Here is a 21,004-nt window from a genome sequence, read left to right on the forward strand (position 1 = left end):
GTTATGTACGGACTGATTACCGCGATTGACTAATCAACGAATCGCATTAAAAATAACCCTCAGTATTGCTGAGGGTTATTTTTGTCAACGTAAGGGATGTCGATACCCAAGAGTGATTAAGACATCTCTTGGATGATGTAGTCAAAATAGGGAGCTGCGGCGGCGGCATCTTTTGCACTCAGGCGGCTGAGAGCGGCTTCTTTGAGTGCGACGATCGAATCAGCCATGCCAGCAACTGGCACACCTAGCGAGTTATACATATCGCGAACGCCGATCAAGCCGATTTGTTCGATCGGTCCTTTGTCACCAGCGAGGACGCCATAAGTCACCAGCCGCAGGTACCAACCATAGTCTCTGATACACTGAGAGCGTTGTTTTTGACCGTAAGCGTTGCCACCAGGTGCGATATAGTCGGGGTGGAGCTTCCACAACTGCTTACTAGCTTGCTCGACAATTTTTTTCTCGCCTTCTGCTAGCGTGGTGACGATCCGAATCCGTTGTTCGCCTGTTTGCAAAAATGACTGGATATTTTTGAGTTCTCCGCTACTGGGGTAGCGGAGATCGTCATCGGCTTTGAGAATAACTTGACTAACTACACTCATATTAATTGCGATCGATTTCAGATATCTTTTATTATCTTATACATCCAGTAGTTTAGCTAGACAGGCGGGCATCCCCGCGTCCATACCCGCTTCGGGTTGGCGTGGGATGAGAGACTATCAAGGACACCCGAGGCTATCGCGGGTGGCTACTCCAGTCACCGGATTGATCCCGTCAGCTCGTTCGCACAGTAATTTTGCCTGCGCCTTGTCGATTAAAGCATCCGTAAAATCAGCTCCAGTAACTTTGGCACCATAAAACCGCGATCTGGTCAGTGTTGCTTCGGTTAAAATAGCATTAGTTAGATCGGCTTCATCAAAGGTCGCTCGATCTGCTAAGGCACCAGTGAGATTGGCACCCGCTAAATTTGTCTTGAGCAGAACACCCATCGTCAACATGGCGTTGGTTAAATTAGCACCACTAAAATCTACCTCACGCATTTCGGCGGATACGAACACGCCACCAGTGAGATCTTGACCTGAAAAGTCCCGACCTCTGAGATCGATCCGGCTATAATTGGTCTGAGTGCCAATTGCTAAGGTCGGATCGTTGAAACCCAACAATAACCACACCAAAGCCACGATCGCCAGCCGCTTGAGCCATGTGATACAGATCGATATGTAGTTGACTATCGCCATTATTTAAAGGTTTAACACTGATACTTAGTTATTATTTTCGGCTATTTAGGCAATCGTTTGAATACATTCTTAATTAAAAGATCGCCCTTTACCCACTTCCCCAAATGATTATTGAATCGATCGAGATCGAGATAGACATCAACAACGTTTCAGGAGAGCTAGATAAGGCGATCGAAGTCGCCCTGCAACAGTGGGGCGAACCCCTGCGCTGGGCGATTACAACGGTCGATCGCGAAACCAATATCGCTCAGATTGAAGCAATTGTAATCAAGTGAGTGGAGGGTGAATGGTGAATGGTGAATGGTGAGTGGTGGAGGGTGAATAGCTTGCACTGAGCCTATTCAAAGTGTGAACATTGGGGGATTGAGCTTTTGAGCTTAGATCGAAAAATAGCCACTAAATTATCTGCTCTTCAATAAACCAGTTAGGTTTTGATTTGTGATTCCATGCAAATCCACTATCCACCATCCACAATTCACTATCCCAAAATCGCCCTCAATGCTGGCTCAAGAGTAGTATTTTGAAACTCAAAACCTTGAGCCTGAGTCCGAGTGGGGACTACTTGCTGTCCTTGGAGGACGACGATCGCGCCTTCGCCGAGCAGGGCTTCGAGGGCAAAATTGGGCACTGGGAGCCAAGAAGGGCGATTCATGACGGTGCCGAGGGTTTGAGCAAATTCGGTCATCGTTACGGGGCTAGGAGCGGTAGCATTGTACACACCTTGCATGTTGGTTTCACTCAGTGCCTGGATTATCAACTTGACGACATCATCGCGGTGTACCCAGGAAAACCACTGATTGCCACTACCGATCGGCCCACCGACAAAAGCACTAAAGGGTGTTAACATCTTGCCCAGTGCGCCGCCATTTTCGCCCAAAACAATTCCCAAGCGGATGATAACTACCCGCGTACCACTAGCCGTTGCGGCTTGCGCGGCTGTCTCCCAAGCAGTACATACTTCGGCGAGAAAATCCGTGCCAGCCGGACTAGTTTCATCAAATTTGCTAGTTTCGCTGGTGCCATAGTAGCCGATTGCGGAGGCATTAATCAGGACTGGGGGTTTGATGACGGCTAGAGAGATTGCTTCGACAATTTTTTGGGTGCCGATTTGGCGACTCTCCAGGATCGTCCGCTTTTGAGCAGGTGTCCAGCGTTTTTCGGCAATCGGTTCGCCAGCGAGATTGATGACGGCATCACAGCCAGAGATCGACTGTTGCCACTCTCCGGATTTGAGCGGATTGTAACCGACGATCTGCGCTTGCCCAAAGCGATTGCCTACCTGTTGGGGACTCCGCGTGAGGATGATGAGTTGATGTCCCTGCACTTGGAGTTGTTGGACTAACCGACTACCAACAAAGCCAGTGGCTCCCGCGATCGCAATCTTCATACCGTACTTACATTGATACTTACTCCTTTAGATTTTCGCACTTATCTTCGAGATTTTCTACCGCACCCGACAAGCCGCGATCCCATTTTGTTGGGATGATTGAAAGCCCAATAGTACGGCTTGGGACCGCTGTTCGGGCGTCCCGTGATGCTGGCGATTATTTACTTCATAATCCCCAACCTGATAGGCGATCTCGGCGATTTGCTGGATGTCCTGGCGATCGAATGTCACATTGGGCATCGCACCCATATAAAACCCCGCTAGGCAATCGGCTTGGAGTTCGATTTGGGTAATATTTCTCGGTCTAAAGCCCCCAATTGTCTGTGCTGCGTGAGCATATTCATGTGCGAGGATATAAGCCAAGGCGGCATCACCATATTGATAAGCCATTCGGATGTGCTGCTGGGTAATGTACACCGTATTGTTGCGGGGACAATACAGACTACCCGATATGCGCCCACAAGGGCTGGATGCCCCGTTGGGCACATTCCACCTGACTTTAGGATTCGATCGCGTAGTATCTACTTGACGCAATCCCATGTAGACAGCTTTTAAGACTACTTCCGGCCCTAGTTGTTGTGCTCTGAGCGGAATACTTGTGGCAAGTGTGGTAACTAAAGCAATACCAACGCGAGTAAAAAATTTCCCCAGGTGCATATGGGTAGAGAGTTGAGGATAGGGGTAGGGGGTAGAGGGTAGAGGGTAGAGGGTAGGAGGTAGCGTTTGAGTTGCTTCTGAGCAAGAGATAAAGCCTATACTTCATATTGACTTTAGCTACTCTCCACCCTCTACCCGCTACTCTCTGCTCCTAAGAATAAACTCAGCGATCGCCAAATCGACAGGGGTGGTGATTTTGAGGTTGGTTTCTTCACCTGGCACGATCGTGACTGGCAAATTGCATTTCTCAAATAATGCGGCATCGTCGGTCACTTCCCAGCCAAGAGTGCGTCCTTTGTCGTGACAGGCTTTGAGCAGTTTGACCTCAAAACCTTGAGGGGTCTGAGCCGCCCATAGATTAGACCTGTCAGGCGTGGATACAACTATCCCCGTATTATCTACAACTTTAATTGTATCTTTTACGGAAATCGCGGCAATCAGTCCTGGGCAGGTCGCCAGCATCGCCGCACAGCGATCGAATAAATCTGGTGTCGCCAAACATCTAGCTCCATCATGAATTAATACGCGTTCTGCGCTAGCTGGCAACCCTTGTAACCCGTTGTAAACCGATTCTTGTCTAGTTTGACCGCCTTGGATAAATTGGACGGGTTTGGATAGAGATATGTTGCCCAAAATCAGATCGAGATCCGATCGATCTGCTGGTTGTCCGATGATGCCAATCCAGTCAATCGATGCAGCCCTCTCGGCAGCGATCAGCGTCCAAGCTAACAAGGGTCGATCGCACAGCGTCATCAGCAATTTGTTGCGATCGTGAAGCATCCGTTTCCCCATCCCTGCGGCAGGTATTAGTAAGTGCATGTAGTTGGGGTGGATGGTGAATGGTGGATGATGGATGGTGAATGAGGATAAGTATTAGGTGTTAGAAGTAAATCTAAATTCTCATCCCTAAAGCCTAAAGCCTAAAATATTCGTAGGCAACTTTGGACATCTGCCGGACTAGTGCAGGGCCAGCAGGGTCATTGTATGGGCGTTTGACGATCGCGGCGGCGATATATTTTTTGCCTGTGGGTAGCTCGATCAGACCGACATCAGCGATCGTGGTGCCGATGTCACCTGTTTTGTGGGCAATTTTTGCCCCTGCACCCAAACCTTGGGGGAGCATAGTATTGCGGCTAGTATTGCTCATCATGCTCAAGATTTGGCTACGGGAGGGATCTGAGACGATTTTACCGCGATCGACTGCCATGAGCGATCGCGCTAGTTCGCCGACGGTGGTGACATTTTTGCCTTCGAGATCGGGAAGTGGTCGATTGATGGCTGTAATATTGAGTCCCCAATTCCGAAAACGTTGATTGAGCGCGGCTTTACCACCGAGTCGAGCGATCAGGAGATTTGTAGCTGTATTATCACTGATTGCGATCATCTTGGTAGCAGCAACGAGGATACTCACCCGAGTTCCTGGTTTTTGATGTTGTAAGTCGCCAGCACCTGCGGCGATCGATTTTTTGTCGATGGTGAGTTTTTCTTCGAGGCGCACTTTATTGGTATCGACATCCTCAAATAAGGCAATCAGGATCGGAAGTTTGATGGTGCTGGCGGCAGGTAAGATGCGATCGATTCCCCGTTCGCTATATTCACCACGATCGATCTCGACGAATAGATAACTTGAGTCTAGTTTACTCTTATTGGCGATCGCTGACTGCAATCGAGCTTTGAGGAGGGAATTGGCTGTGGTAAGTGTGAGTCGATCGAGGGGTAACGGCGGCGGTGCGGGTAATGGTGGTTCTGGGGTAGTGGCAAGCTGGGGGGGTGGATTGACGATCGAGATCGCGGTACCAGCGATGGTGCTAGCCCCCAATCCACAAATAATCAGCCGCACTAGGTAAATAAATGGTGAGGTCGATCGCTGGCGTGGTGGATCTAGTGGTGCGTCGCTCTGTGGTGCTGGTGGTGTGGTGTTGCGGGGAGCTATTTTGGCACTGCGATAGGAAGCCATAGGGTGGTGCGGATGGTGAAGGTTGACTTGGTGCTGAGTCGATCGTCAAGGGGATAAAAGTTAGCTGCGGTTCCGATCTAAAAAATCGATAACCTGCGACCCTACCGCTTCGGCGAAGCCGAATTAATGAGTTATCGATCGCACCATTCACTATCCACCATTCACCATTCACCATTCACCATTTACCATTTACCATCCCGTCACATTTATTGCCCCAATTCTCGGGAGCGTTGGGCGGCGGCGATGACAGCTTGGATGATAGCGGATCGAAATCCGGCTTGTTCTAATTTGGCGATGCCCGCGATGGTGGTGCCGCCAGGGCTGGTGACGCGATCTTTGAGGATGGCGGGGTGAAGGTTGGTTTCTTTGAGGAGTGCTGCGGTGCCCAGCACGGTCTGTAAGGCAAGTCGATCGGCGATCGGGCGGGGGAGACCTGCGGCAACGCCACCGTCGGCGAGAGCCTCGATCGCGATGGCAATGTAGGCGGGACCCGAGCCAGATAAGCCAGTTACGGCATCCATCAAGGATTCTGTTACAGTGACTACTTCACCGACGGCTTGAAAAATCTGAGTTGCTAAATCTAGTTGTTGGGGTTGGACGCTAGTACCAGTGGAGATCGCCGCGATCCCCATCCCGACGGTGGCGGGGGTATTGGGCATGGCACGGATGACTGCTCGATCTGGGAATGCGCGTTCTAGCTGGGCGATACTGACGCCAGCGAGGATCGAGATGATTAATTGGGTGGGACGCTCTAGTCGGGTGAGATCGGCAATGACGCGATCGAAAATTTGGGGCTTGATCGCTAGTAGTAATACTTGCGCTGTCGCCGCCAAATTGTTGTCTCCAGTCACCTGCACTCCATATTGGTGATGGAGTGCTTGCTGTTGCTGGAGTGATGGTTCGCTGATGAGGATATCAGTATTTTGATACGTACCTCGATCGATCAGGCGGGATACGATCGCCGTACCCATTACCCCACCACCAATGACACCTAATTTAACGGACATAAGTTACTACTTGTGGGTGATGAGCAGCTCACAATCGATTGCAGCCACCATCACTAAAGACGATCGATTTATTGAGCTGCGTGGATTGGCTCGTTGCCCCAGGTGGCGGCAGATTGACTAGCACGAGTGCTCCGAGCTGTCTGATGTGCTGGTGTTTGTGGCACCACCTCATTGACGACGTTGCTAGGAGTGCTGACTTGAACGCAATTTGGTGTGAACAGAAAGATATTATCACCAATCCGTTCGTAGTGACCGTCAATGGCATAGGTACCGCCAGCCACAAAATCTACCGCTCTCTGTGCTTCTTCTTGACGGATCAATGTCATATTGAGAATCACAGATTTTCTATGGCGCAAAGCATCGATTACTTGCGGCATTTCTTCAAAAGAACGGGGTTCGATCAGGATCATTTCGGATACGCCGTGGACGATTCCAGGCATTCCTACTACGTTATTGAGTTTGCTCGCTCGCTCGGCTCTGCGGAACCCGCGCCGCTCTTCTTCTACTGGCTGAGCTGCTGGAGGCTCAGGTGGTTGGTAGTCTCCACGATAGGCATCACTATCTGTTTCATCGATATCGCTGTATTCATCTTCGTTTAAACCCATGAAATCTTTGAATTTGTTGATAACGTTCACCTGTTATTACTCCTGCGCCCTGCTGTGGTGGTGGTATGGATGCTGTTTGAATTTTAAATGTTGTCAGGTTGCTAATTCCCCGCTACGGAGAGCATCGAATCTTGTTTGATTGTGGATTCCGCGCGCGATCTGAGGAGGATTAGTTATTATCTAAGCATAATTACTTAAATTTTACGAGCGTAAAAAAAACTAACTTCACCGATCGAGTAGTGAAAATACATAAGTATTATGAATCTCTCGAGCATAATATCACAAAAATACCAGTATTCAGCAAGTCATTAGCAACTAAGTCGTGCTAACTTTCAGATCGCTCTCGGTTTTACCTCCGCAATTATGCTGAAAAGTGAATCGCGGCTGCGGCGAGAGACAGCCGATCGCTCTGTCTCTCGCTTGGCTGTATCAATGACATTTTGGCGATTTCTATTCATGCGGATGGAGATCTGGCAATGGTTTCAGTATTAGCCGCCATCAATTTTGATTAATTAATACCAATACATTACTGGTGTTGTGGATAATTACTGAGTTTGGATACATTACCAAAGTTGCTACCCAGAGTCTCGGCGGTTTCAATCATGTCCAGACATCATCGATCGCGCGATGCTTTCGAGCGATCGCCAAAGATGATACTCCCCAACCGAACAATCGTTGCGCCAGCCGCAATGGCGGGTAAATAGTCCCCAGACATCCCCATTGACAACTCTGACATCTGAAGCTCTATTCCATGCTGAGCGGCGATCTGGTGACTGAGATCTCGGGCACGCTCAAAAAAGTCCTGAGTTTGAGCAGGGGTTAAGCCAAGGGGTGGAATTGCCATCAATCCGCTAATTTTGAGGTGTTGACAGTCGCTAATTTGGGGGAGATCTGCCAGTAGCTCGGGGATCGTCCACCCATACTTATCGGGATCGGGTAAAATCTTGACTTGCAGGCAAATCTTGGGGCTGCTGTTCAACTCAGCCGCAACGCGATCGATCTGTTGGAGTAATTTGAGACTATCGACTGAGTGAATCCAGTCAAATAGCTGAACTGCTTTACGAACCTTGTTACCCTGCAAGTGTCCGATCAGGTGCCAACAAATATCTGGCAAATCAGCTAATTCTTGCTGTTTTGCCTGTGCCTCTTGAATCTTGCTCTCACCAAAATCCCGAATCCCGACAGCATAAGCTTCTCGCATCAGCGCGACAGATACCTGCTTGCTCACCGCCATCAATCTCACTGCAGCAGGTAAGTCTCGACGAATAGTCTCAATGTTTTGGGCAATGCTCATCTAGGTATTAGGTGTTAGGCTTTAGGCTTTAGGTTTAGAGCGAGTAGAGGGTAGAGGGGTGGATGGAGAGTGGAAGGTAGCTATTGGCTGGGGTGTTAAGCTGCGCTAATACGCCTTACAACTAAAGCCTAACATCCAAAATCTAACTCCTAAGACCTGAAACCTAAAGCCTAACATCTAACACCTAACACCTAAGAGCTATCCTGGAAAATTCTCCTGCATCATCGCTTGTAACTCTTGACATTCGAGAATTTGACCGTTGCGTCTGAGCAGACGAATGCGAGTATCGATCGTCAGCCGTGCATCAGCACGAGTCACAGGTTGAAAGGACAGTCCATTAGATGTGTTGGTGACGATAAAAAAAACTCGCTGGGCGTAGAGAGTGGTAAATAATTCTTGGTTTTCCTCAACGATGCAGATGCGATAGAGCAAGCCAAAAGTCGGATGGTTGAGGTAGTTTTCAGAAGTCACGGCAAGGATGATGAAGAGACAAGATGAGAATGCTCGGAGCGACCGATCGTAATCGATTCTCCCATAAAGAGGTTACGATTATGGCAGATGTGGTTGTTAATTTATAATACCTAGTGCCGCGATTTGAGCGGCAGCTTTGTGGAGAGATTCTTGCCATTCTCGCTGGGGATCGCTATCAGCGACGATGCCTGCGCCGACTTGCCCCCACACGGTACCTCGATCGTACAGCAATGTCCGAATCAAAATATTTAAATCCAGATGACCGCGCCTGTCGAGATATCCACAGGAGCCATAAAAGAGATTGCGGGGAAATGGTTCGAGTTCGGCGATGATTTCCATACATCTGACTTTTGGACAGCCTGTAATCGTACCGCCAGGAAACATTGCCCGGATCGAATCGATCGCGTCAAACTGCGGATCGATAGTGCCCGTAATATTGCTCACTAGGTGCATGACGTGGCTATATCGCTCGATCGCTAGTAGTTCATCAACTTTGACGCTACCCCACTCACAGACGCGCCCGAGATCGTTGCGTTCGAGATCGACGAGCATAATGTGCTCGGCAATTTCTTTGTCGTTTGTCAATAATTCTGCAGCTAGTTGATGATCTTGGGCGAGATTTTGACCGCGCTTTCTCGTTCCGGCGATCGGGCGAGTTGTAGCTTGCTGATGTTGCAACTGCACTAGTCTTTCGGGAGAGCAACTCATCATCGATCCCCAGGGTGTTTGCCAGTAACTGGCAAATGGTGAAGGGTTGATTCGTTGCAATCTTTGATAGATCTGCCAAGGATCGAGCTGAGTTTGAGAGCTAAATCTAAGCGATAGATTGGTTTGAAAAATATCTCCAGCTTGAATATATTTTTGAGCGGTGATAACTGCTTGCTTGTACGCAGCTTCTGATGTAAAAAAGTGTAGATCTGGTGGAGATGCGATCGCTAAATTTGCGAGTGGTTGTAGTTTGAAAAGATTGCGATCTAATTGTTCTAACTTGAACACAAGAGCATCTAATTCTGCGGCTGTACTTGCCGATAAGTATAATATTTGTTCCCAGTGGTCTAAAATCGCAAATGCACTGGGAGCATACCAATAAGCGATCGGAAATGGTAACGAATCTATTTTCCGCTCTGGTAGGTTTTCAATTTCCCATGCCAGCTCATAACCCAACCAGCCCAACCAGCCGCCCGTAAATGGAAGATGTGCTGGTAGCTCTGATTCTTGTGCGTTGGTAATAGTTAATAAGTCCCGCAAACAATCTAAAATTCTTCCGATTGTGGGAGTAAAAATCTGCGGTTGTTGGTTAACTATTTGTGGTGATCCAGCACAAATAGAGTATCTTGTCAATACCGATTTGACAGCATCACTCACTGGACTTTCCAATAAAGTTGCGATCGATTCGTGCCTAAACAATCGATCGAATATTTGCGATCCAGTTCGATTTTTGAGAGGAAGTACTAAGTGCAAAGCAGTTGATAATTGATAATTATTGTGAGGGTGGGATTAGTTACTGCATCTTATCCCTAAAACCTAAAACCTAATAAAATTGACCACCAACTACAAATCTAGCGATCCAAAAGATGCCTAGAGCTGCGATCGCTAAAAAGTCATTTTTACCCAACTTCAACTGATGCCATTGAACTAGGTGTGTATTGGGAGCAGTAAAGCCGCGTACCTGCATAGCGATCGCGATTTGTTCGGCTCTGCTGAGGAGATTTTCCAAGAGTTTTTCGGATACGGTGAGCCAAATCTTCGCACTATTTTTGAGTCCTAATTTTTGCCAGTCGATCGCGCGCGTATAAATCGATCGTACCAAGTTCTGGATCTCTTCCAGTACCAACGGAATAAATCTTAGAGCTAAAGTCAATGTGAGTGTAATTTCCGTCACAGGGACATGATAACGCCGCAACGGGGACATCAAGCTTTCTAATCCACTGGTAATCTCTTCGGGAGCGGTGGTAAGCAGATAAACAGTCGTACTATAAACTAGTGTAAAGATTAGGGTACTGGCAAAAATTGCACTCTCAAGCGATTTTCTAGTAATTTTCAGATGGATTGCACCAACATCAATTTTAAATAACACATATTGATATCGATCTAGGTGCGCGATCTCTACTCCCGCATCTGCGGGAGAACGCAGTTGATGTGTGACATTGATAATATCTGGCGCAAACATCCCGATCGCCAAAATTGCACCACCAAATAGTAATAACCAACCCATCTGTTGCTTGAGAGCGCGCCAGGGAATACCCGCCAAAATACTAATCAGTACCAGTATGCCGACTAAACTCAGCTTCCACGTCGCGCTAGCAAGGATCGGAGCTAGCAAAAAGCTCAACAGCCAGCCGAGTTTGACTCGTGGATCGAGACGATGCAGCCAAGTCAGCGGCTGTTCTAGATATGAACCAATGGGTAATGAGCGAAGTAAATCCATTAATTAGGTTTGAGGCTTTAGGCTTTAGGCTTTAGGGGTGAGGATTTAGGTGCGATCGATATTCCTAACAAAGAAATAGTCCCAGTAGCCCACCACACAATGTTTGAGTGTAACAAGTATGTTGAATGAGTAGGTGAGGTGCGATCGATATTCCTAACATAGAAATATCCTGAAACCTAGCTGGTGGGCAGTGCCCACCCTACTTATTGCTATCAATTACATACTCCTGAAGTCTCAGTCCGCGCAGCGTCTCGCAGACAGGGTTCAGCGAGACAAGACACAATCGTAGGCGTTCCATCGGTAGCAACTTGGGTTACTTAGCAGCTTTGACTCTGGTAGCACGATTGACGATCTTCTCGCCTTCGCGTTGCTTCTTACCGCGCCAGAGGAGACGCAAGGGAGTACCTGCAAAGCCGAGTTGAGTCCGAAACTGGTTCTCGATATAACGACGGTAGTTATCATTGAACCGAGAAGGATCGTTGACAAATAATGCGATCGTTGGTGGTTGTGCGCTGACTTGGGTACCGTAGTAGATTTTGCCCTGTTTACCCTGACGAGTAACGAGGGGATTGTGCCAACTAGTGGATTCTTCGAGTACCTCGTTGATGACGGCGGTACTCACACGACGACGGTGTTGTTCGACAGCGCGATCGACTATTTCCAAGATCTTATCAACTCGTTGTCCAGTGAGGGCACTGACAAAGATATTTTCCGCCCATTCGGTGAAATTGAGCCGCGTATTTAACTGATCTTGATAGTCATAAATAGTATAGGAATCCTTTTCGACAGCATCCCATTTATTGACGACAATTACACACGCCCGCCCTTCTTCGGCAATCCGTCCGGCTAATTTTTGATCTTGCTCGGTAACACCATCGATCGCATTTAAGACGAGCAGGACGACATCGCAACGATCGATCGCTTTGAAAGCACGATTGATTCCAAAAAATTCTGGCCCATAATCGACGTTTTTCTTGCGCCGAATCCCAGCGGTATCGATCAAGCGATAATTAGCACCATTGCGGGTAATTACAGTATCGATCGCATCGCGAGTAGTTCCCGAAATCGGACTGACGATCGATCGATTCTCGCCGAGGAAAGCATTCAGCAGGCTGGATTTGCCGACATTTGGACGACCGATGATGGCAATCCGAATTTCTGGCTCTTCTACTTCATCCATCACAGGCAAAGTGAGAATTAATTCATCGAGTAATTCCCCCGTACCGCTCCCGTGAATACTAGAGACGGCATAAGGTTCGCCCAACCCTAACTCCCAAAAATCAGCAGCCTGCATGGCACCGACTGTTTCAGATTCGCACTTATTCACAGCGACAAAGATCGGAATTTTTTGGAGACGCAACCAAGTCGCAATTTCCAAATCTCCACCTGTAATTCCCTGCTGTCCATCGACGACAAAGATTGCCGTACTGGCTTGAGACAGAGCCATCATCGCCTGTTCGCGAATCAACGGTAGGAATTCGGTCTCATCATCAAACACCAGCCCTCCGGTGTCTACAACCACAAACTCACGATCTTGCCAAAATGCCCGCCGATATGTACGATCGCGGGTAACTCCTGGCTCATCATGCACGATCGATTCCCGCGCTCCCGCCAAACGATTGACGAGTGTGGATTTACCCACATTGGGACGACCTATAATAGCAACGATCGGCAGCGACATAAAATTCTGAACACAAGAGAGCAATATTCTAGTTTATCGCGATCGGGTGGAGAATGTGGGAACTCCGGTACATATTTATAGATCGAAATTAGGTCTTACGATCTAGCAGCTTTGCTAAGATGATTTGTGATGCACCTTTCGACAATTTATCTTTGACTGAAACTTAATGATTACCAATTTTTGATTAAATTAATGAAAAGGGTCAGTGGGTACTATCAGAGTACGATCGAGAGGATATCTTGCAACTAGAATCAATTGGTGTCGAAATTGCCATTTCTGACTTATATCGTCAAGTTCAATTTGAAATTGATGATTTGCTAGGTTAAACGATAGATCCCCGACTGCTTCAAGCAGTCGAGGATCTAATCCCAGTAAGATGTAAGTCTAATCAATCTAAAGTCGATCGTATGCAGCCATGATAATCCGCTCGGTATCTGCCCAATTGATGCACTTATCAGTCACTGACACGCCGTATTTAAGCTGAGTGAGATCTTCAGGGATTGATTGTCCGCCTTCGTGGAGATTGGACTCCAGCATCATCCCCACCATCGAGGTATTACCATTGATAATTTGTTGGATCGTGCTTTCAAAGACGATCGGTTGGAGGCGATAATCTTTACTGGAATTGCCGTGACTGCAATCGACCACAATTCGTGGTGGTAAGTTGGCTTTCTTGAGTTCGTTTTCGGCAGCTTGGACGCTGACGGGATCGTAGTTGGGTTTGCCTTCGCCACCACGTAAGATGATGTGTCCGTAGGCATTGCCTCTAGTTTGGAACACGCTAACTCGCCCGTGCTTATCGATGCCCAGGAAATTGTGTGGTTGCTTGGCAGATTGCAGAGCGTTTAAGGCGACCTTCACGCTGCCATCGGTACCATTTTTGAAGCCGACGGGCATCGATAGTCCACTCGCCATTTCACGGTGGGTTTGGGACTCGGTGGTACGCGCGCCAATTGCCGCCCAAGCAATCAATTCATCTAAGTATTGGGGGACGATCGGATCGAGTGCTTCGGTAGCTGTGGGTAAGCCGATTTCTGCTAGTTTAATTAGTAAACTTCTCCCGATATGTAAGCCTTTTTCGACATTAAAAGACTCGTTCATATCTGGGTCATTGATCAATCCTTTCCAGCCGACGGTGGTGCGGGGTTTCTCGAAATAAACTCGCATGATCAGCAAGAATTTATCACGGACTCGATCGGCTAAATCTTTGAGTTTGTGTGCGTATTCTTCGGCGGCGGTGATGTCGTGAATCGAGCAGGGACCGACGACGATGAATTTACGATTGTCTTGGAAATCTAAGATTTTTTGAATCTGGCGACGATAATCAACAATTCGTTGTTCTAACTCAGGCGATAACGGTAACTTTTCCTTGAGTTCTTTGGGTGCGATCAAGATTTTTGAGTAGTTGATATTCGTATCGCCGAGGACGTTTGCATCCATGCTCTTTTCAAGGCTCTGGATATCCTGATTCTCCAATGGAGAGGCTTCACCGACGGATGTTGAATTTTGCATGAGGAAGTAATGGCAATAATTATGGTGCAGACTTGGTGCAGCGATTGCCTGCGTTACAGCATGGCTAAATGAGCTGCTTTCAAGGTCGCAGCTTACCCACTTGGATTATTGTCGCTCCGATCGCTCTCACTGACTAGATGTGAGATATTCGATCGAATAGCTAATAATTTTATCGTGGTAAGTGAGTAAGCATCGACCGATCTATTACCCTCAACAGGGCATTATTACTTGCTAGATTCTAAATCGATGCCAACTGAATAAGTACATTAGATTTTAAATATTTTTGGTTAGTCGAGTCAGCTCGGCGATTAACGCGATGTGGCTCTACATCTAAAGCCATTTTGCCCAGATCTGCGATCTGCTTTAGTTCATTATATCGAAGATTCGTCCGATCGCGACAATAATTGCGATCGATTGACGATCGGCTGGCGATCTACTAGTACTAGCGATCGTCCACTCCCAGTCGATCCAACCGCTATTGGCTGCAAGATTTAGAGCTGAACCAAACCGCTCTAATTACTGACAATTCCCGACCATTGGACTTGTTTGAGTTTCTCGCGACGGTAGGAGAAGAAATATTCAGGTTCTTGATAGGTACAGTGGGGCGCGATTGCGATCTGCTGCGGATCGACACCCAATTGTTCGAGTTGGAGTTGATTGACCCGCCGGACATCTAAACGAACTCTCCCTGCTTGTGCGTCCGGCAACAGGGGTGAATTGGATAAGGAAAGTAAACTCGCAATATCTGCTTCTAGGTCGCCAGAGGGGGGATTTGGAGCGATCGAGCGACAGACTTCCAATCCGACTTGGGTAGTGACTTGGTAGACTTCCCCAGCGATCGCCGGACCGATCGCGACGATGATATCGGCGATGCTGTCCGCGCCTACCAGCAACCGTTTGACGGCGAGTGTGGCAATATTTAGTGATGTGCCCCGCCACCCAGCATGTACCGCCGCAACGTTACCAGTCTGCCGATTGGCAATCAGGATCGGGTTACAATCAGCACTGGCTACCCAGACAGCTTGTTGGGTTCGTGCTGTCAGCAATCCGTCGGCGAGGGCGTGACCTGTTTCGACTTCGAGATCGGTGGTACTCTCGATTTCGGCGGGAGTGAGAATGACATTGCCATGTACCTGCTTGAGGCGGTGAGTACTAGCACCAGCCGCCAAAATCGGCGTCAGATCCTGTGGGTTGCGGGGGGCAAACTGACGGGTAAAAAAGCCATGTTGCCAGTCAGCGAGTAAATCGCAAGTTAAATAGGGTAATCCCGACCAGGTTTGCCATTGCCACATAAATCCCATGCTCTATCTATAGCGATCGATTCAGATGTTTAATAGCTTATCACCCCTTCAGACGATCGAGATTATCGGACTAGCTGCTACGACGATTTATCATCAGCTTGCGAGTTATCGAGATCGCCAATCTGCGCCACCGCCTGGGCAATTATTTACAACTAGCGATCGTCAAGTTAGGCATCTCCAACTCCGTGGTTCTGGTAAAGTTACTGTAATTATCGATGCTAGTTTGGGCGGAGTTGAGGGATATTTATTGATTAACGAACTTGCTAAAGTAACCAAGGTCTGTGTTTACGATCGATCGGGTTATGGTTGGAGTGAGGGATCGCTTTTGCCGCGTACCAGCCAGCAGATCGTTGATGAACTGCATGAGTTATTGGCGATCGCTCAGGTCGCACCACCATATATTTTAGTGGGAGATTCATTTGGGAGTTATAATATGCGCCTGTACGCTCATCAATTTCCTGGTGAGGTTGTGGGGCTAGTGCTTACCGATGGACTGCATGAAGATGGGATGTTAGCTTTGCCGTGGAGCGTGGGATTGCTCAAAGCATTTTTTACGCTGAGTTTTGGATTTGTCGCGATCGGCGCAGCTCTAGGAATAGTCCGCATACTTGGCATTCTAGGTGTATTTGAACTCATCAAACCCGAACTCAAAAAGTTTCCCAGAGCGGATTTACAGCACGTCAAAAGGTCGTTCTATGCTGCCCGTCACTGGTTGACAATGGGACAAGAAATGTGGAACTTAGACAATAGTGGTAGACAGTTAAAAGTAGCTAAAAATCTGGGTGATTTACCGATCGTTAGTATTAAATCTCAAACCTTTCTCAGACCCTTATTGGGCATAAAATTCTTGTTTTTGCCAGCAGCGGATCGAGTTCGAGATCGGATTCACCTCGATTTACTCAAGCTATCCACCAACTCTACACAGTTCTGCGCTGACAATACCAGTCATTTTGTATGGGTCGATCGACCAGAACTAATTATTAGTGCCGTAACCGATCTGTGCCTGAGCCTGATTAATTGAGAGCGGTACCATTTCCTCACATTTCATAGCAATAAATAGGGCTAACCGATCGATTGCCCCTACTTATTGCTGCGCTTGAAATAGATTTAGATTTTTTACACCCTATCGCTAATTTAGCGACGATCTGCGTAGCTACTTACTTCGTGAAACTACTCACAACCCATAGTAGTACGAAAGTCACCAGTCCCGCAAACACCTCCCCTGGGATACCAATTTGCGCGACTGGGAGCTGTAAAGAATTGACGAGCAAGCTAGAGCCGACGGTACCGACAAGTAGCGCGAGGAGAGTACCCAGTAAAGCGCGTTTGAATCGACGTTGCTTCTGATTGACGAAATAGAGACTAAACCCAGCCCCGATGGCAATCAAGGTTGGTAGTCCCGTGTAGGCAATACTCGGTACCAATGCCGCACCACCCAGCACTGTATAAACACCTGATGTTGTCAGCAACTGCGGTTGGCTGGGACTTTCAAAACTATCGCTCAACCAACTTGGAGAATTGGGAACAGCTAGAGAGGTAAATTTTTTTGGTATTACAGTAGGTAATTTCTCGGGAAATCTAATTCCGTCAGGCACTTTGATTTTGCCTTGCTGACGGAGCTTGAGCCGTTCCATCAAGATCGCATCATAAGCTGATTCTACGTTGTCTTGTAGCTGTGAATCGCCACCTAACTGGGCAATTACACGTTGTTTAGCAGCTTGAATCTCTTCAAAGGTGGCATCTTCTGCTACCCCTAGCTGCTCATAAGGATTCTGCTGACTCATTCACAACCTCCAATGATGGTCTCCACCTGCTACTTTCTACTCTAGACTGCTTTGGATGTATCTGCCACTTTTGGCAGCAAATGTTAAGAATTAGCGGGTAGGAGGTACCCACTCCTAAAATTTACCTTTAACCTGTCATCCATCAACTTGAGTAGATATGATTATTTACAAAGTTAGCTCATGGAAAGTTACAATAATACCCAGAGATTGTGTTGAGTTCGATTTGAGACGCTTCCTGATGACTAAATATTTATTGTCCCAGCTCGGTATCATCGTGACGATCGCGTCGATATTCATGCCAATATCAACAGTAGCCGCAACCGATGTCAAACAGCCCGAAATCGAGTCATCAACAGTTGTCACACCCGCTCCTACGCCGCCAACTATTGCCAGTCTCGACGCTGCGCTGCAACAAAATCCCCAGGATCTCGATGCTCGACTCCAGCGCGGGATACTACATGCTAGACTAGCGCGATATCTACCCGCGATCACTGATTATACCGAAGTCATTCGCCTCGCGCCAGATCGGGCGATTGCTTACAACAATCGCGCGGCAGCCAAGCTAAATATGAAAGACTATCGGGGTGCTTATCTCGATTATTCTCAGGTACTCCGTATTTTGCCAGAGCAAGCCATTACTTATAATAACCGCGCGATCGCACGTCATTAAATGGGCGACTGTTTGGGCGCGATTACCGATCTCCGCATTGCGGTAGGGTTGTTTAAATTGCAGGGCGATAATCTCAACTATCAGCGGACTTTGGCTAATTTAAAATATTTCCAAAAGTCTAGGCGTTAGGAAGACTTTTCTCGCTCGATTGATGAAGAGATTGTGTTCGCGCAGCGTACCAGAAGTAGGGTGGGCACTGCCCACCGACATATCGTCACTCGAATTCGATAACTATTAAATGTATCCGAAATTGACCCTATCCTTAATTTAACAACGTTATTAACTATTTGTCTGCTCGTCCAACACTTTTTTCAAGCCATCCCGACGCACCAATTCAAAGATTTCATCAAGGATAGTTTGTGCGCCTTGGCTGCGGAGTAGATGGGCGAGATCTTTGCCAATTTGTTCGGCATTGGTAGCCAAACCTGTAATCGTATCTGTGACTAATCTTTGTCCATCTAGGCTCGATACCATCCCAACGAGGGTGAGATTGTCGCCATCAATGGTAGTATTGACCCCGATCGGGACTTGGCAACCACCTTCGAGTTCGCGCAAGAAGGCGCGCTCTGCATAACAGCGATAAGCGGTGGATTGATGTTGTAAGGATTGGAGGATCGCCAGGATTTCGGGATCTTCAGTCCGACATTCGATCCCGAGTGCCCCTTGTCCGACCGCGTGCAGTGACAATTCTGGCGGAATGAGCTGGTGGATGCGATCGCCAAAATCCAGGCGTTGTAAGCCCGCAGCGGCGAGAATCAGCGCATCATATTCACCTGCATCTAGCTTTGCCAGCCGCGTATTGACATTCCCCCGCACATCTTTGAACACAAAGTGGGGAAAATGATGGCGCAGTTGCGCCAAGCGACGGAGCGAAGATGTCCCAATTACGGCACCTGCGGGGAGGGTATCGAGTTGAGAGCCTGCGTATTTGGCATTGACGACTAACGCGTCCGCTGGATTTTCCCGCTCGGTAATACAACCGAGCATCAATCCTTCTGGTAGATTGGTGGGGAGGTCTTTGAGTGAGTGGACTGCCAGATCTGCCGATCGATCGAGCATTTTGACTTCGAGTTCTTTAGTAAATAACCCTTTATCGCCAATTTTTGCTAGCGGTACGTCGAGGATCTTATCACCCTGGGTACTCATCATCTCGACTTCAAAGGTGCGATCTGGAAAGTGCTTCTGCAACTCGGCTTGCACCCAATAGGTTTGCACCAGTGCTAGTTGACTTTTCCGCGAAGCGATGCGGATGGTCTGGGTGGAGTTAGTAATATCGGCGGACATATATTAAAAAGAGATCGTTAATCTAGCGCATCTAAATACTTAATCTAGGATACAGCTACTAGCGATCGGTTGCTAGTAGCAATGAGATCGCCCTTGGGCGAATCAACAATAGATCGCCTCTCGTTGGCGGAGCCTCTCTGCAAGAGAATCGCCAATAACACTTAATAAATAATTCATTTATCAAATTGATAATACCTCAAATCTAGCTGGTGGGCAGTGCCCACCCTACACACTAGAGCCTAACACCTAATTATATATTTCTTGCCCTAAAACCTAATACCTAAAGCCTAACACCTAATTATATGACTTCCTCCCATCACGATCGACATACCGCCGAACTTCATCAGATGCAACGGGCAATTGCTGGACTATTGCTCTACCAAGATGTCTTGGCTAATGAGGTGGGGATTGCCTTGGTCGAACTATTGCAAGCGATCGCTAGTGGCGACAGATCTCAAGGGAATGCGCTGATTTGTTTGACTGCCTACGGGCGTTTCTTTAAGGCTTTGGCTACCGAAAATTGGAGCTGGGAAGAATATCTGATCGATCGAGTTTTGCGTGCCGAAAATCCGTTTAGTCTCCAAGTGCAACGAGTCGATCTCGATCTCCAGCACGAGCCAAGCCAGAACGGGTTATCATCAGCCCTCCTGGCGGCGGCAAGGCAAGATCTTCAGTCATTACATATCCTTTATACTTGCGGACAATATATCCCTCAATGGATCGAACAGATCGGTGGGAGATCGATCTGTTGGCTGGAATGCCGGATTGGCGATCGCCGATCTAAGATCGTCGATGCCTTACACTCGCAAAAATGGGGTGAATTAGTTACAGATCTCGCGCGATATTATCACCAATCTGGAGTAGGTATTTTTGGTAAATACAGAGCCTTGAAATGGCAAGGTGGACTAGTGGGCATTACTAATCCCGATCGGATTCAGATCGGCGATCTCGTTGGCTATGAGCAGCAGCAAGCCCAGCTCGTAAGTAATACTAAATCTTTGCTTGCAGGTAAACCCGCTCTAAATATCTTATTGTATGGAGGTAAAGGAACTGGTAAATCATCCCTAATTAAAGGCTTATTAAATTACGATCCTGAGAATCAATTACGGCTGATTGAGGTGAGTAAATCAGCAATGATCGATCTGCCACTAATTCTCGATCGGTTGACGGATCTGCCGCAGAAGTTTATTATTTTTATAGACGATCTTTCGTTTGAAGCAGATGATGAAGCTTTCAAAGCATTAAAGGTAGTGTTAGAAGGGAGTGTGACGCCCAGACCTGCAAATGTAGTAGTGTATGCCACTTCCAATCGTCGTCATTTGGTCAGAGAGTATTTTGCAGATCGACCCCGACCCCAAGATGCAGACGAGATCCAGATGTGGGATACGGTTCAAGAAAAATTATCATTTAGCGATCGGTTTGGGATAACGCTCACCTTTGAACCAGCCGACCAGCCTAAATATCTGGAGATCGTGCGCCATCTAGCAACTTCAGCACAATTACCGATCGATCGTGACGATCTCGAACAGCGTGCTTTACAATGGGCGACAAGACACAATGGTCGCTCTGGACGCAGCGCACGGCAATTTATCGATGCTCTAATGGGAAATGCGATCGACCGTTGAGAGTTAAAAATTAGGGAGCCTGCCCTCACCAGCTCGATCCAGATCGTCAACTTGTGCGGAACTTGAAGTTGAGACGTTGTTTCTTTAGTGTAGTAATCGATTG

The 21,004-nt window shown here is 47.7% G+C and carries 24 protein-coding genes and 1 pseudogene; 8 read left to right on the top strand and 17 right to left on the bottom strand.

Annotated features, from left to right (window positions below):
• Window positions 1-116: 116 nt before the first annotated feature.
• The gene (locus ACEW9I_RS18895) at window positions 117-602 is read right to left on the bottom strand and encodes an allophycocyanin (protein WP_373541877.1); all 486 of its coding nucleotides are present in this window, start codon (window positions 600-602) and stop codon (window positions 117-119) included.
• A 117-nt stretch (window positions 603-719) separates the two neighbouring features.
• Entirely contained in the window at window positions 720-1,238 is a 519-nt protein-coding gene (locus ACEW9I_RS18900; RefSeq protein ID WP_373541878.1) for a pentapeptide repeat-containing protein, read from the bottom strand.
• A 104-nt stretch (window positions 1,239-1,342) separates the two neighbouring features.
• Between ACEW9I_RS18900 and ACEW9I_RS18905 the strand changes: the two genes are divergently transcribed.
• The gene (locus ACEW9I_RS18905; RefSeq protein ID WP_373541879.1) at window positions 1,343-1,513 is read left to right on the top strand and encodes a hypothetical protein; all 171 of its coding nucleotides are present in this window, start codon (window positions 1,343-1,345) and stop codon (window positions 1,511-1,513) included.
• Between the two features lie 203 nt (window positions 1,514-1,716).
• On the opposite strand, the gene ACEW9I_RS18910 is transcribed toward ACEW9I_RS18905, so the two are convergent.
• The 6 genes from ACEW9I_RS18910 to ACEW9I_RS18935 all read right to left on the bottom strand — a co-directional run bounded on the left by ACEW9I_RS18910 (window position 1,717) and on the right by ACEW9I_RS18935 (window position 6,851).
• Window positions 1,717-2,625 (bottom strand): TIGR01777 family oxidoreductase, encoded by a 909-nt coding sequence (locus tag ACEW9I_RS18910; protein WP_373541880.1) that lies wholly within the window; start codon window positions 2,623-2,625, stop codon window positions 1,717-1,719.
• A 57-nt stretch (window positions 2,626-2,682) separates the two neighbouring features.
• Window positions 2,683-3,282: a neutral zinc metallopeptidase gene (locus ACEW9I_RS18915; protein WP_373541881.1), complete on the bottom strand. Its 600-nt coding sequence runs from the start codon at window positions 3,280-3,282 to the stop codon at window positions 2,683-2,685.
• Between the two features lie 138 nt (window positions 3,283-3,420).
• Window positions 3,421-4,101, bottom strand: coding sequence for a 2-C-methyl-D-erythritol 4-phosphate cytidylyltransferase (ispD, locus tag ACEW9I_RS18920; RefSeq protein WP_373541882.1), 681 nt, complete (start codon window positions 4,099-4,101; stop codon window positions 3,421-3,423).
• Window positions 4,102-4,195: 94 nt separating this feature from the next.
• A complete protein-coding gene (locus ACEW9I_RS18925; protein WP_373541883.1) occupies window positions 4,196-5,239 on the bottom strand; it encodes a serine hydrolase in 1,044 nt (347 codons plus the stop codon).
• Between the two features lie 206 nt (window positions 5,240-5,445).
• The gene (proC, locus tag ACEW9I_RS18930) at window positions 5,446-6,246 is read right to left on the bottom strand and encodes a pyrroline-5-carboxylate reductase (RefSeq protein WP_373541884.1); all 801 of its coding nucleotides are present in this window, start codon (window positions 6,244-6,246) and stop codon (window positions 5,446-5,448) included.
• 68 nt (window positions 6,247-6,314) lie between these two features.
• A complete protein-coding gene (locus ACEW9I_RS18935; RefSeq protein ID WP_373541904.1) occupies window positions 6,315-6,851 on the bottom strand; it encodes a cell division protein SepF in 537 nt (178 codons plus the stop codon).
• A gap of 363 nt (window positions 6,852-7,214) precedes the next feature.
• On the opposite strand from ACEW9I_RS18935, the gene ACEW9I_RS18940 reads away from it, so the two are divergent.
• On the top strand, window positions 7,215-7,343 hold the full coding sequence (locus ACEW9I_RS18940; RefSeq protein WP_373541885.1) for a hypothetical protein: 129 nt from the start codon (window positions 7,215-7,217) through the stop codon (window positions 7,341-7,343).
• Window positions 7,344-7,464: 121 nt separating this feature from the next.
• Here ACEW9I_RS18940 and ACEW9I_RS18945 read toward each other — a convergent pair whose 3' ends face one another.
• The 5 genes from ACEW9I_RS18945 to der all read right to left on the bottom strand — a co-directional run bounded on the left by ACEW9I_RS18945 (window position 7,465) and on the right by der (window position 12,725).
• The gene (locus ACEW9I_RS18945; protein WP_373541886.1) at window positions 7,465-8,145 is read right to left on the bottom strand and encodes a YggS family pyridoxal phosphate-dependent enzyme; all 681 of its coding nucleotides are present in this window, start codon (window positions 8,143-8,145) and stop codon (window positions 7,465-7,467) included.
• Window positions 8,146-8,343: 198 nt separating this feature from the next.
• Window positions 8,344-8,616, bottom strand: a complete 273-nt coding sequence (gene pipX / locus ACEW9I_RS18950) for a transcriptional coactivator PipX (RefSeq protein WP_373541887.1) — start codon at window positions 8,614-8,616, stop codon at window positions 8,344-8,346.
• Window positions 8,617-8,712: 96 nt separating this feature from the next.
• Window positions 8,713-10,077 (bottom strand): anthranilate synthase component I, encoded by a 1,365-nt coding sequence (locus ACEW9I_RS18955; protein ID WP_373541888.1) that lies wholly within the window; start codon window positions 10,075-10,077, stop codon window positions 8,713-8,715.
• Window positions 10,078-10,147: 70 nt separating this feature from the next.
• Window positions 10,148-11,044: an energy-coupling factor transporter transmembrane protein EcfT gene (locus tag ACEW9I_RS18960; RefSeq protein ID WP_373541889.1), complete on the bottom strand. Its 897-nt coding sequence runs from the start codon at window positions 11,042-11,044 to the stop codon at window positions 10,148-10,150.
• A 313-nt stretch (window positions 11,045-11,357) separates the two neighbouring features.
• Entirely contained in the window at window positions 11,358-12,725 is a 1,368-nt protein-coding gene (gene der / locus ACEW9I_RS18965; RefSeq protein WP_373541890.1) for a ribosome biogenesis GTPase Der, read from the bottom strand.
• Between the two features lie 191 nt (window positions 12,726-12,916).
• On the opposite strand from der, the pseudogene ACEW9I_RS18970 reads away from it, so the two are divergent.
• Window positions 12,917-13,051: pseudogene (locus ACEW9I_RS18970) on the top strand (Uma2 family endonuclease); the annotation flags it as partial.
• A gap of 67 nt (window positions 13,052-13,118) precedes the next feature.
• Here ACEW9I_RS18970 and ACEW9I_RS18975 read toward each other — a convergent pair.
• Window positions 13,119-14,165, bottom strand: coding sequence for a 3-deoxy-7-phosphoheptulonate synthase (locus ACEW9I_RS18975; protein WP_373541905.1), 1,047 nt, complete (start codon window positions 14,163-14,165; stop codon window positions 13,119-13,121).
• 390 nt (window positions 14,166-14,555) lie between these two features.
• On the opposite strand from ACEW9I_RS18975, the gene ACEW9I_RS18980 reads away from it, so the two are divergent.
• Entirely contained in the window at window positions 14,556-14,732 is a 177-nt protein-coding gene (locus ACEW9I_RS18980) for a hypothetical protein (protein WP_373541891.1), read from the top strand.
• Window positions 14,733-14,749: 17 nt separating this feature from the next.
• Here the strand turns inward: ACEW9I_RS18980 and pgeF are convergent, their stop codons facing one another.
• Window positions 14,750-15,529, bottom strand: coding sequence for a peptidoglycan editing factor PgeF (gene pgeF / locus ACEW9I_RS18985; protein ID WP_373541906.1), 780 nt, complete (start codon window positions 15,527-15,529; stop codon window positions 14,750-14,752).
• Between the two features lie 34 nt (window positions 15,530-15,563).
• Between pgeF and ACEW9I_RS18990 the strand changes: the two genes are divergently transcribed.
• Entirely contained in the window at window positions 15,564-16,559 is a 996-nt protein-coding gene (locus ACEW9I_RS18990) for an alpha/beta fold hydrolase (RefSeq protein ID WP_373541892.1), read from the top strand.
• A gap of 136 nt (window positions 16,560-16,695) precedes the next feature.
• On the opposite strand, the gene ACEW9I_RS18995 is transcribed toward ACEW9I_RS18990, so the two are convergent.
• Window positions 16,696-17,322: a CPP1-like family protein gene (locus ACEW9I_RS18995; RefSeq protein WP_373541893.1), complete on the bottom strand. Its 627-nt coding sequence runs from the start codon at window positions 17,320-17,322 to the stop codon at window positions 16,696-16,698.
• A 238-nt stretch (window positions 17,323-17,560) separates the two neighbouring features.
• Between ACEW9I_RS18995 and ACEW9I_RS19000 the strand changes: the two genes are divergently transcribed.
• Together ACEW9I_RS19000 and ACEW9I_RS19005 are read left to right on the top strand one after the other, a co-directional pair.
• Window positions 17,561-17,992 carry a hypothetical protein gene (locus ACEW9I_RS19000; protein ID WP_373541894.1) on the top strand — a complete coding sequence of 144 codons (432 nt, stop codon included), beginning with the start codon at window positions 17,561-17,563 and terminating at the stop codon, window positions 17,990-17,992.
• Window positions 17,993-18,121, top strand: a complete 129-nt coding sequence (locus tag ACEW9I_RS19005) for a hypothetical protein (protein ID WP_373541895.1) — start codon at window positions 17,993-17,995, stop codon at window positions 18,119-18,121.
• Window positions 18,122-18,271: 150 nt separating this feature from the next.
• On the opposite strand, the gene hemC is transcribed toward ACEW9I_RS19005, so the two are convergent.
• Window positions 18,272-19,276 (bottom strand): hydroxymethylbilane synthase, encoded by a 1,005-nt coding sequence (gene hemC / locus ACEW9I_RS19010; RefSeq protein ID WP_373541896.1) that lies wholly within the window; start codon window positions 19,274-19,276, stop codon window positions 18,272-18,274.
• Window positions 19,277-19,578: 302 nt separating this feature from the next.
• On the opposite strand from hemC, the gene ACEW9I_RS19015 reads away from it, so the two are divergent.
• The gene (locus ACEW9I_RS19015) at window positions 19,579-20,901 is read left to right on the top strand and encodes an ATP-binding protein (protein WP_373541897.1); all 1,323 of its coding nucleotides are present in this window, start codon (window positions 19,579-19,581) and stop codon (window positions 20,899-20,901) included.
• Window positions 20,902-21,004: the final 103 nt, after the last annotated feature.

The sequence above is a fragment of the Chamaesiphon sp. genome (assembly GCF_041738855.1).
Taxonomy (GTDB): Bacteria; Cyanobacteriota; Cyanobacteriia; order Cyanobacteriales; family Chamaesiphonaceae; genus Chamaesiphon.

What these genes read in the sequence shown, in the direction of transcription:
- ACEW9I_RS18895 (WP_373541877.1), bottom strand. Translation starts at nt 602, where the DNA reads ATGAGTGTAGTTAGTCAAGTTATTCTCAAAGCCGATGACGATCTCCGC.
- ACEW9I_RS18900 (WP_373541878.1), bottom strand. Translation starts at nt 1,238, where the DNA reads ATGGCGATAGTCAACTACATATCGATCTGTATCACATGGCTCAAGCGG.
- ACEW9I_RS18905 (WP_373541879.1), top strand. Translation starts at nt 1,343, where the DNA reads ATGATTATTGAATCGATCGAGATCGAGATAGACATCAACAACGTTTCA.
- ACEW9I_RS18910 (WP_373541880.1), bottom strand. Translation starts at nt 2,625, where the DNA reads ATGAAGATTGCGATCGCGGGAGCCACTGGCTTTGTTGGTAGTCGGTTA.
- ACEW9I_RS18915 (WP_373541881.1), bottom strand. Translation starts at nt 3,282, where the DNA reads ATGCACCTGGGGAAATTTTTTACTCGCGTTGGTATTGCTTTAGTTACC.
- ispD (WP_373541882.1), bottom strand. Translation starts at nt 4,101, where the DNA reads ATGCACTTACTAATACCTGCCGCAGGGATGGGGAAACGGATGCTTCAC.
- ACEW9I_RS18925 (WP_373541883.1), bottom strand. Translation starts at nt 5,239, where the DNA reads ATGGCTTCCTATCGCAGTGCCAAAATAGCTCCCCGCAACACCACACCA.
- proC (WP_373541884.1), bottom strand. Translation starts at nt 6,246, where the DNA reads ATGTCCGTTAAATTAGGTGTCATTGGTGGTGGGGTAATGGGTACGGCG.
- ACEW9I_RS18935 (WP_373541904.1), bottom strand. Translation starts at nt 6,851, where the DNA reads ATGGGTTTAAACGAAGATGAATACAGCGATATCGATGAAACAGATAGT.
- ACEW9I_RS18940 (WP_373541885.1), top strand. Translation starts at nt 7,215, where the DNA reads ATGCTGAAAAGTGAATCGCGGCTGCGGCGAGAGACAGCCGATCGCTCT.
- ACEW9I_RS18945 (WP_373541886.1), bottom strand. Translation starts at nt 8,145, where the DNA reads ATGAGCATTGCCCAAAACATTGAGACTATTCGTCGAGACTTACCTGCT.
- ACEW9I_RS18960 (WP_373541889.1), bottom strand. Translation starts at nt 11,044, where the DNA reads ATGGATTTACTTCGCTCATTACCCATTGGTTCATATCTAGAACAGCCG.
- der (WP_373541890.1), bottom strand. Translation starts at nt 12,725, where the DNA reads ATGTCGCTGCCGATCGTTGCTATTATAGGTCGTCCCAATGTGGGTAAA.
- ACEW9I_RS18975 (WP_373541905.1), bottom strand. Translation starts at nt 14,165, where the DNA reads ATGGATGCAAACGTCCTCGGCGATACGAATATCAACTACTCAAAAATC.
- pgeF (WP_373541906.1), bottom strand. Translation starts at nt 15,529, where the DNA reads ATGTGGCAATGGCAAACCTGGTCGGGATTACCCTATTTAACTTGCGAT.
- ACEW9I_RS18990 (WP_373541892.1), top strand. Translation starts at nt 15,564, where the DNA reads ATGTTTAATAGCTTATCACCCCTTCAGACGATCGAGATTATCGGACTA.
- ACEW9I_RS18995 (WP_373541893.1), bottom strand. Translation starts at nt 17,322, where the DNA reads ATGAGTCAGCAGAATCCTTATGAGCAGCTAGGGGTAGCAGAAGATGCC.
- ACEW9I_RS19000 (WP_373541894.1), top strand. Translation starts at nt 17,561, where the DNA reads ATGACTAAATATTTATTGTCCCAGCTCGGTATCATCGTGACGATCGCG.
- ACEW9I_RS19005 (WP_373541895.1), top strand. Translation starts at nt 17,993, where the DNA reads ATGGGCGACTGTTTGGGCGCGATTACCGATCTCCGCATTGCGGTAGGG.
- hemC (WP_373541896.1), bottom strand. Translation starts at nt 19,276, where the DNA reads ATGTCCGCCGATATTACTAACTCCACCCAGACCATCCGCATCGCTTCG.
- ACEW9I_RS19015 (WP_373541897.1), top strand. Translation starts at nt 19,579, where the DNA reads ATGACTTCCTCCCATCACGATCGACATACCGCCGAACTTCATCAGATG.